Source organism: Promicromonospora sp. NPDC060204, assembly GCF_042728455.1.
In the GTDB taxonomy this organism is placed as follows: domain Bacteria; phylum Actinomycetota; class Actinomycetes; order Actinomycetales; family Cellulomonadaceae; genus Promicromonospora.
This window is the reverse complement of record NZ_JBHWZO010000243.1, coordinates 1-9,481: the sequence shown is the minus strand read 5'-3', so window position 1 is coordinate 9,481 and position 9,481 is coordinate 1. Positions and strand designations below refer to the sequence as shown.

Sequence of the window (9,481 nt, the reverse complement as noted above, 5' to 3'; positions counted from 1 at the left end):
ATGTCGCACCGGGCCGGCCTTACCGCTGCGGACGCCTGACTGCTGCGTCCGTCCTGCTACGTCGGCGACTCAGCCGTCAGACGGCCTTCGAGTCGTCGGACATGCGGCCCATCGCGGTGGCGAAGGCCTGGCTGATCTCGCGGCGACGCTTGATCATGACCGCACCCGCACCGAGCAGCAGCACGGTGGCGCCGATCAGGATGCCCACGTTCGCACCGGTGGCGGCGAGGCCGCCGTCACCGTTGTCGTCGCCGCCGCCGACGGCGGTGGAGACGACCTCGAAGGTGGCCATGGCCGAGTCGCCCTCGACCGTGCTGACGGCGATGCCCTGGTGCTCACCGACGTCGAGCTTCTCGTCGACCGTGAAGGTCCACTGGACGTTGCCGTCCGCGTCGGCCGCCTGGGCCTGGAGGGCGAACGACGTCGAGTTGATGATGCCGACGACCTGCTCGCCGGGCTCGAAGCCCGACGCGTAGAAGGTCTGCTCGTCACCCTGCTGGACCGTCGGGTGCTCGAAGCGCGCCGTCAGGTCGCGCCCGTCGCCGCCACCGGTGTTCTCGGTGACCACGATCGGCGTCTGCGCGCCCTCGCTGCCGTCCTCCGGCTGCGCGTCCACGATGATGACGCCCGGCTCGGTGCCCTCGGGAACGGTGATCGGGGTCTCGAAACCGCAGTCCTCGTCCACCAGCACGGTGACCGGGTCACCGACCTTGTTGCCCTCGGTGTCGAAGAGCTGCACGACCACGTTCACGCCGGCCGGGAAGCCGGTGCCCGTGACCTGCACCTCGTCGCCCGCCTTGACGACGGTCGGGTCGGCCGTGATGGCCGGGTCGGTGCACTCCTCACCCTGGTTGTCCGGGTTCAGGATCTCGAGCGGTGCCTCGGCACCCTCGCTGCCGTCCTCCGGCTCTGCCTCGACCACGTGGTCGCCGGGCTCGGCGTCCTCGGGGACGGTCAGGTCCGTGATGAAGCCGCAGGCGTCGTCCGGGGTGACCGTGACGGCGTCGCCCACCGGGTTGCCCTCGGCGTCGCGCAGCTGCACGGAGACCGGGACGCCGGCCGGGAAGCCCTGGCCGATGACCGAGACGGTGTCGCCCGGGTAGGCGGCGTTCGGCACGACGGTCAGCGTCGGGTCCATGGCGCAGACGTCGGCGCCCGAGATCACGGCGAGCGGGGCCTCGGCGGCCTGGCCGGTCGTGTCGTCGGTGCCGACGACCGTGTAGTCGCCGAGCTCGGCGTCCGCGGGGACCGGCACCGGGGTGGTGAAGGTGCCCTCGGAGTCGGTCTCGACCTCGATGGCGTCACCCACGGGGTTGCCCTCGGGGTCGGTCAGCTGAACCGTGGCGGTCGAGTCAGGCGTGTAGCCCTCACCCGTCGCGACGGTCGACTGACCCGGAGCGACAGAACCGGGGACCACGGTCAGGGTCGGGTCGATCTCGCCCGTGCCACCGTCGCCACCGATGCGGACGGCGGCGTTGCCCAGGTTGATGCGAGCGACCTCGTCGGCCGGCAGCAGCGCGATGCTCAGCGCCGACAGCTCGAAGGAGGTCTCAGCGGCAGCGGCCTTGGTGGACGTCTGCGTGACGCCCTCGGAGCTGACCTGGCGGTTGATCGTGATCGAGAGGACCTGCGACAGCACGTCGAAGACCGGCGAGAGCAGCTCGCGGATCGGCGTCGTGATCGAGTCCGTCTTGAGGTCGTTGATCAGCAGGTTGAAGATGTTGTCACCCTCGTCGCTGATCAGCAGGTCGTACACCGGGGCCAGGATCGGCGCGAGGGCCGGGCCGAGCGTGTTGATGGTGCTGACCAGGAGCTCGGCGACCGGAGCCATCGTGCCCGTGCTGTTGTTCACGGCCTCGGGGAAGTTGCCGTTCACGGCGTCCGCCAGCGGCAGCGACCACGAGACGTCGAGGTTGCCCAGCGGGCTCGAGTCGGTGAAGGCGATGTTGATCGTCACCGAGTTCAGCGAGTCCTCGATCGCGCCGATGAGGATGTTGGTGACTTCCTCCATCAGCTCGTGCACGGTCTCCGCGATGAGCGGGTAGGTCGTGTCGTCGATGAGCTCGGTGTTCGGGTCGAGCGCGTTGATGCCACCCTCGTTCGGGCCGTCCACGAGCTTGTCGAGGTGGACCTCGAGCTGGCCGGTCGACAGGTCGATCGTGATGAGCTGGTTCGCCGAGGTGATCGGCTCACCCACGACGGACTGGAACAGGTTCTCCTGCATGTTGCTGTCGACGGTGATCGACGGCGTCGGGACGCCCGGGATCGCGTCGAACAGGCCGGTGAGCGCGCTCTCGTCCAGGTTCTCGTTGACGAGGTCCTCGACGGTCGTGTCGATGGTGCCGCCGATGTCGTAGATCGACGAGGCAGCGTCCTCGATGACCGGCGAGTGCAGCGTCAGGTCCAGGTCGGCCACGCGGTACTGGCCGAGGCCACCCACGCCGTCCTGGTCCAGGATCACGCCGTCCTCGGCCTTGACCTCGGCCGCACCGGCGCCCGCCTCCAGCAGGAGCTGGTCGACGATCTGGTCCGTGAGGCCGTCGACGCCCAGCAGGCGCGCGACGGACAGCACGTCCACCGTCGCCTTGCCGAAGTCCTCGGTCTCGCCGTCCAGGGTGACGCCGCCGTCTGCGCCGGCCAGGCCGGAGACCGCGTACGCGTCGAGCGGGGACGACGCCTCGCTCTTGCTGGCCAGCGCACCGAGCTGACCGAAGTCCAGGATCTCGTCGAGGGGGACCTCGACGTCACCGATGGTGATGAGCTCCGAGCCGAGCAGCTCGACGTTCAGGTTGCCCTCGTTCGGGCCGGCGTTGGAGACCGAGCCGGCCTCCGAGTAGGCGGCTGCGAGCAGCGCCTTCTGGAAGAGCGTCGAGTCGAGGACGCTCGCAGCGGCCTCCGACGGCTCGTCCGGGTAGTTGTCCACAGCCGCGACAGCCGGCAGACCCGTGGTGGTCACCACGAGGGCCGACGCCGCGACCGTCACCAGAGATCGGCGCAGTACGAGGCCACCCCTTCGACGGCGTGACGGTACTTGCGTTGGGTTCAACGGAATTCACTCCTCCACGTTCGCGCTTAAGAAAAGCGTCCGGATCGGTATGTGATCACGTCCGGATCTCGGGGCGGTGGCATGTGGCGCACCGGCTCCCGGCCATCAGGGAACAGTGGTTCTCAGCCGCCTGCCAGGCAGGGCCGTAATCGTGCGCTGACGCAATCCAGCGCAACGGGAAGTGCGTTCGATACGTTTCGAGGCGCGCCCGAGGCAGCCACGCACACAATGTCGGGGATACGAGAAAGAGGTCCGGAATGCCGGGTGAAAAGTAGGCGCAGGAGCGGGTGAAAAATCTGCGCTCGACCGTTACCCGCCGACGAGCCAGGCGGGCGGTCGCGTCTCGGCGAGACGGACCAGATCCCTGCGGTCCCGGATGCCGAGCGTCGTGTACGCCTGGCGCAGCCGGTTCACGACGGTCCGCTCGGACACGAACGTCGCCTGGGCGATCTGCGAGTTGGTCGCGCCGTGCACGGCGAGCCGCACCATCTCCCGCTCGTGCCGGCCGAGGACCTCCCACTCGGGGCCGGCCCCGCCGCCGGCGTCGGTCTCGGCGAGGAACGCGTCGATACCGCGCAGCCACCCGGTCATCCCGGCCAGCCGGACCAGCGTCCGGGCCTCGTCGAGCAGCGCCGTGCCCGTGGTGCGGGCGCCGCGCGTCACGGCGTACCGGCCGTAGGCCACCAGCATGCGGACCCGCTGCCACGGCGACATCGGTACCGGTGCGGCGTGCAGCGCGGCCTCGAAGGCGGCCGACGGCGTGCCGTCGTCGGCCAGCAGCGCCCGCAGCCTGGACCAGGCCGCCGCGACGTCGACCGCCGACCGCTCCTCGGGCGTCACCACGGGCTGGAGCAGCCGCTCGACGCGCGGGCCGACCCGGCCGGGCGGCGTGGAGGCCATGACGGCCTCGACGAGGTCGCAGCGCACCTGCACGCGGCCCCGGTAGGGCCAGGCGCAGTGCTCCAGCGCGATGGTCAGCAGGGCCACGGCGCCCTCGGCCTGCCCCACGACGAGGTGGGCGGCGCCGAGGTCGGCGGCGTACTCGCCCAGCGCCCGCGCGGACCAGGAGCCCGCCTGCGCGGGCATGGTGCTCGCCGGCGCGGTGCCGTCGACGACGGCGTCCGCCGCGGCGCGCAGCCCGCGCGCGGGCAGCCACTCGTCCACCGACGGCCGCAGCTCCGCGGCGTGCGCGAGGTGCGTCCGGACGTCGACGGCACGGCCGTCGAAGGCGGCGACCCGGGCCGCCGCGAGGTCGCGCGCGACGATCTCCGCGACCGTGCTCTCCCCCGCCGTGCCGGAGTGGTCAGCCAGCAGGCTGCGGGCGCCCACGACGTCGCCCAGCATCAGCAGGGCGTGCACCTGGATCTCGACGCCCACCCAGTCCTGGCCCGGCGTCGGCCCGAGCAGCCGGAGGTCGGCGCGGAGGGTCCCGGGGTCGGGCAGCTCGCCCGTGCCCTCCAGGCGGAGCAGGGCCGCCGCCACGCGGGCGCCGGCGGCGCGCGTCCCCGCCGGGACGCCGGCCGGGTCGCGCCACCAGAGGTGGTCGGTCCACTCCGGCGCCACGCCGTCGGGCACCAGGGCGCCCTCGCGGTGGTCCAGCCACGTGCGCCCCGTCAGCAGGGACACGCCGACGGCGCGCGCCGCCAAGCGGGGCTCGGGCGTGGCCGCCACGACCGCCCAGGCGCGGGCCGGCAGCTCGTCGAGGTGCAGGCCGTCGAGGATGCGCTCGGCCGCGTGCGCGCCGGTCACGTGGGCGCCGGTCGCGTGCACGCCGGTCACCTGCGCGCCGGTCGCGTCGCGCTCCGCGGCCGGGGCCTCGCGGCCGTCGACGTGGCCGTCCGTCCCGCGCGCCTCGCGGCACAGCAGGGCCAGCAGCGGGTGCCGTACGGCCGACCGGCCGTCCCGGCGGGCCAGGGCGGCGCCGCCCAGCGGCGGGTTGCCCAGCGGCGCGGTGGCGAGCGCGGTCATGGTCGCCGGGTCCAGGCCCGCCAGCATGGCGCGGTAGACGCGCCGGGCGGCGGAGCCCGCGGTCTCGGGTCCGGTCCAGGAGGCGTCCCCGCGCAGCTCGGCGGCGCTCAGAGACCCGGCGAGCTCCAGCGCGAGCCGGGGGTTGCCGGCGCTCCACCAGCGCAGCTGCTCGACGACGTCGGCGGCCACCGGGACGCTCAGCTCCATGTCGAGCACACGCCGCAGGGACCCCCGGTCGAGCGGCCCCAGCTCGAGCACCTCGACGTCGTCCGACAGCGGTTCGGCGGCGATGCTCCGGACGGCGGCGATGACCCGCCAGTCCTGCCCGTACGCCTCGTCGGCCAGGTGCTGTAGCCAGCGCGCGCGCTCGGCGGTGAGCACGCCCACGTCGTCGACGAAGAGGACGCGCGGGCCGGTGCCGCCGTCCCCGCCGCCGTCGGCCGCCCAGGCCGACACCGCGCGCAGGAAGCCCGACGCGTCGAAGTCGGAGCCGTGCTCCGGATGGTCCGGCACGGACCAGGCCGACAGGTCGATGCGCCGGCTGTTCTCCAGGTCGTGCGCCGACGGCCGGGGCGAGCACGGCCGGACCACCCGCACCGCCGACGCCCCCGCGCCGACCAGCTTGAGCGCGCGGATCACCGTCGCCGTCTTGCCGATGCCGCTCAGCCCGCGCACGACGAGGACCGTCGGGTCCAGGTCCGTCGCGAAATGCCCGATGACCCGCAGCTCTCTGTCCCGCCCGTGGACCACGTGGTCCCTCCCCCTGCTACCCGCCTGGCTTCCTCGTGCCCCCGACGACGCCGTGGACATGGCCATGGAAGGCCCGTAACTAGATGGCACGCACACCCCAATTTCGTGACTTACATGAATATTGATCGGAGCGCGTCAGGGAGTCTATGACAAGAGATAAATCGTGCAGGGTGTGCCTGTGATACGGGAAATTACGGTTCTACCTGGCACATCTCGGACAGGCGAGATAAAGGCCGGCGCGTCCGGAAATAAATCCGGAATGCCCAATTCTGGCGAAGTGGTGGCGTCAGGCCAGCGGACCGAGCAATGCCTGCCGGTCGCTCGCCGGGCGGTCCGCGCCGTCGAGCACGGCGACGATCTTCTTCTCCTCGAACCGGAAGTGCGTCTCCATGACGGCCTCGATGCCGTCGAGGTGCCGCAGCAGCTCGTCCCGGTCCGCCCCCGACAGCGCCGCGCGCTGCAGCTCGCCCAGGAGGTGGTCCAGCATGGAGTGGTCCCGCTTGAGGTCGGCGACGACGGGCGCGAGGTCCGGCTCGGCCGCCAGCACGACGTCGAACAGCGTGGCGTCCTCCGCGCGGTGGTGCCCGGTCAGCGCGGCGCAGAAGCCGACGCAGTAGAGCTGCAGGTCGCGGGCCGCCGTCGGCCCGGAACCACCGTCCTCGACGGCGGACCGCGCGAGGCCCAGGGCGTCGCGCAGCCGCCGGTGGATCTCGCGGAGCTCCTGCCCCCAGGCCACGACGCGTTGACTCATCGCCGGACAGCCTAGCCCGGGCGGGCCGGAACCGGCCCGGCCCGGGCCTGCGGTCAGCCTCCCAGCAGCTCCGCGATCACCGCGGGCACCGCCCGGGCGATCTCCAGCGCGGCGACCGGCCCACCCGCCGAGGCACGGGCCGCCGCCCGGCCGTGCACCAGGACGGCGGCCGCCGCGAGGCGCGCCGCGAGCGTCTCGTCCGCGACGACGTCGGCCGAGCGCCCGGCCAGCAACGTGCCCAGGATGCCCGCGAGGACGTCGCCCGCCCCTGCCGTCGCCGTCCACGCCGGGGCGTCCGCCTGCGCGTACGCGCCCCCGGGCCCGGCCACCACCGTGATCGCGCCCTTGAGCAGCACGGTCGCGCCGGTCGCCTGGTGCGCCGTGCGGGCCCAGTGCAGCGGGCGCGCCTCGACCGCGGCCCGGTCGACGTCGTGCCCCAGCCCCTGCAGCAGCTCCGCCAGCTCGCCGGCGTGCGGCGTCAGCACCGCCCAGGCGGGCAGCCGGTGCTCCAGCATCGTGAGCGCGCCCGCGTCGATCACGGCGGGCATCTTGCCGCCGGTCACGTCCTCGGACAGCACGCCGGTCACGGCCGCGAGCGCCCCGAAGACGCGGCGTGCCTGGCCGTCGTCGTCCGGGCCGTCCTCCGGGTCGAACGCCGGGAGGCCGGGGCCGAGGACCCAGGCCTGGACGCGCCCGCCCGCGACGACCACCTCGGGCCGGGCCAGCAGCACGCGGGTGCCCACGGCCTCGGGGCCCAGGTAGCGCACCATGCCGGCCCCCGCGCGTACCGCGCCGGACGTCGCCAGGACGGCCGCGCCCGGGTAGGTGCTCGTCCCGGCGATCACGCCGACCACGCCGCGCGTGTACTTGTGGTCGTGGGCCGTGGGAGCGGGCCAGAGGGCGGCGACGTCCGCGGCCTCCAGGCGCTGCACCCGGCCGGAGCCCGTGTCGGTGCCGGCCATCGCGTGGCGACCCAGGGTGACGCGCTGCGCCGCGCTGGCCCAGTGGTCGGTGCCGGAGGCGGTGGGGAAGCCGACGTCGACCAGCTCGACCGCGCCGGCGAGCTGTGCCGCCGGCGGCAGCAGTAGGCCGGGCTTGAGCGCGCCGAACGTGACCGTGCGGTCCGCGCGGAGCACGGGGCCGGGCACCACGCCGTCGTCCACGCCGATGCCGCTCGGGATGTCGACCGCGACCGTGTACGGCCACCGCTTTCCCGCGGCCTCGCGGGCCTCCGCGAGGGCCCGCACCAGGCCGCCGGCGGGCGGCCGCAGGGCGCCGCGCGCGCCGACGCCGACCAGGCCGTCGAGCACGACGTCGGCCGCGAGGGCGGAGCGGACGACGGACGGGACCCTGGCGTCGGCGAGGCGCACGACCTCGCCGCCCGCCGCCTCGAACGCCGCGAGGCCCTCCTCGTGGGCGCGCGCGGACGCGAGGACGGCGGTCACCGTCAGCCCGCGCCGGACCAGGTGCGCGCCGGCGAACAGGGTGTCCCCGCCGTTGTTGCCCGGACCGACCAGGAGCAGGGCGCTCGCGCCGCGGACGTCGCCGCGGCTGCCGGACGGGCGTCCGGGCCGGACGCTGGCCGCTCCCGGGAGCCCGTCGGAGCCGAGGCTGCCGTGCAGCCGGGCGCCGCCCGGGCGGGGCGTCGTCCGGGCCGCGACCTCCCGGAGCACGCTCTGCGCGAGCGCGTACGCCGCCCGGGCCATGAGTGGCTCGCCCGCCGCGATGAGCGGCTCCTCGGCCTTGCGTACCTCGTCGGAGCTCCATGCGTCTTTCACAGCCCTATAGTGCCGCGTCCGCCGGGGCCCGAGGTACCGAAACCCGACAATTTCGACCACCCCTCCCCTGGGCGAACTTCGTCGGCATAGGGTCGGGCCATGCGATTCGGACTCTTCATCCCGCAGGGCTGGCGCTTCGACCTGGTCGACGTCGCGCCCGCCGACCAGTGGGCCACGATGCTCTCCCTCGTCCACCGCGCCGAGAACCAGGCCGCGGGCGAGGCCGTCCCCGGCGGCGAGTTCGCCTGGGAGTCGGCCTGGGTGTACGACCACTTCCACACGACACCGGTGCACTCGACCGAGGCCACGCACGAGGCGTGGTCCCTGATGGCCGCGTTCGCGGCGGCGACCCAGCGCATCCGGCTGGGTCAGATGTGCACCTGCATGGCGTACCGCGAGCCGACGTACCTGGCCAAGGTGGCCTCGACGATCGACACGATCTCGGGCGGCCGCATCGAGATGGGCATCGGCGCCGGCTGGTACGAGCACGAGTGGCGCGCCTACGGCTACGGCTTCCCGACCGCGGGCGAGCGCCTGCGCGCGCTCGACGAGGGCGTGCAGATCATGGCGAGCATGTGGCGCACCGGGTCCTCGGGCACGTTCGAGGGCAAGCGCTACCAGGTCGACGGCGCCCTCTGCTACCCGCAGCCCCTGCAGCAGCTCCCGGTGGGCGACGGCGGCGCCGAGGTCCCGTCGATCCCCCTGTGGATCGCGGGCGGCGGCGAGAAGAAGACGCTGCGCATCGCCGCGCAGCACGCCCAGTACACGAACTTCGACGGCTCGCCCGAGGGCTTCACGCACAAGTCGGCCGTGCTCGAGGCGCACTGCAAGGACGTGGGCCGGGACTTCGGCGAGATCACGCGGTCCACGAACTACAACGTGGTGATCGGCGAGAACGACGCCGAGGTCGGCGAGCGGCTGGCCTGGATCGAGGCGCACCTGCGCAAGTCGGTGCCCGGCAAGGCCGACCGCGAGATCGAGAACTGGCGCAACGGCCTCCTGGTCGGCACGCCGGAGCAGATCGTCGAGCGGCTGCAGGGCATGCGCTCGCGCGGCCTGGAGTACGCGATCACGTACTTCCAGGAGGCGGCGTACGACACCAGCGGCCTCGAGCTCTTCGAGAAGCAGGTCATCCCCGAGCTCCAGTAGCACCCGAGCTCCAGCACCCCGAGCTGTCAGACCCACAGG

At 73.3% G+C, this 9,481-nt stretch carries 5 protein-coding genes; 1 reads left to right on the top strand and 4 read right to left on the bottom strand.

What is annotated here, in order from left to right; all coding sequences use genetic code 11:
- Positions 1 to 76: 76 nt before the first annotated feature.
- The 4 genes from ACFWEJ_RS23465 to ACFWEJ_RS23450 form a co-directional block, all read right to left on the bottom strand.
- Entirely contained in the window at positions 77 to 2,983 is a 2,907-nt protein-coding gene (locus ACFWEJ_RS23465; RefSeq protein ID WP_377231595.1) for a choice-of-anchor G family protein, read from the bottom strand.
- 372 nt (positions 2,984 to 3,355) lie between these two features.
- Positions 3,356 to 5,764: a LuxR C-terminal-related transcriptional regulator gene (locus ACFWEJ_RS23460; RefSeq protein ID WP_377231594.1), complete on the bottom strand. Its 2,409-nt coding sequence runs from the start codon at positions 5,762 to 5,764 to the stop codon at positions 3,356 to 3,358.
- Between the two features lie 286 nt (positions 5,765 to 6,050).
- Positions 6,051 to 6,515: a hemerythrin domain-containing protein gene (locus tag ACFWEJ_RS23455; protein WP_377231593.1), complete on the bottom strand. Its 465-nt coding sequence runs from the start codon at positions 6,513 to 6,515 to the stop codon at positions 6,051 to 6,053.
- Between the two features lie 53 nt (positions 6,516 to 6,568).
- Positions 6,569 to 8,293 (bottom strand): bifunctional ADP-dependent NAD(P)H-hydrate dehydratase/NAD(P)H-hydrate epimerase, encoded by a 1,725-nt coding sequence (locus ACFWEJ_RS23450; RefSeq protein ID WP_377231592.1) that lies wholly within the window; start codon positions 8,291 to 8,293, stop codon positions 6,569 to 6,571.
- Positions 8,294 to 8,392: 99 nt separating this feature from the next.
- Here ACFWEJ_RS23450 and ACFWEJ_RS23445 point away from each other — a divergent pair, with 99 nt between their 5' ends.
- Positions 8,393 to 9,442 (top strand): TIGR03560 family F420-dependent LLM class oxidoreductase, encoded by a 1,050-nt coding sequence (locus ACFWEJ_RS23445; RefSeq protein WP_377231591.1) that lies wholly within the window; start codon positions 8,393 to 8,395, stop codon positions 9,440 to 9,442.
- The last annotated feature ends 39 nt before the right edge of the window (positions 9,443 to 9,481 follow it).

Excerpts from the sequence above, each read along its gene's own strand:
- ACFWEJ_RS23455 (WP_377231593.1), bottom strand. The coding sequence starts at position 6,515 with ATGAGTCAACGCGTCGTGGCCTGGGGGCAGGAGCTCCGCGAGATCCAC.
- ACFWEJ_RS23445 (WP_377231591.1), top strand. The coding sequence starts at position 8,393 with ATGCGATTCGGACTCTTCATCCCGCAGGGCTGGCGCTTCGACCTGGTC.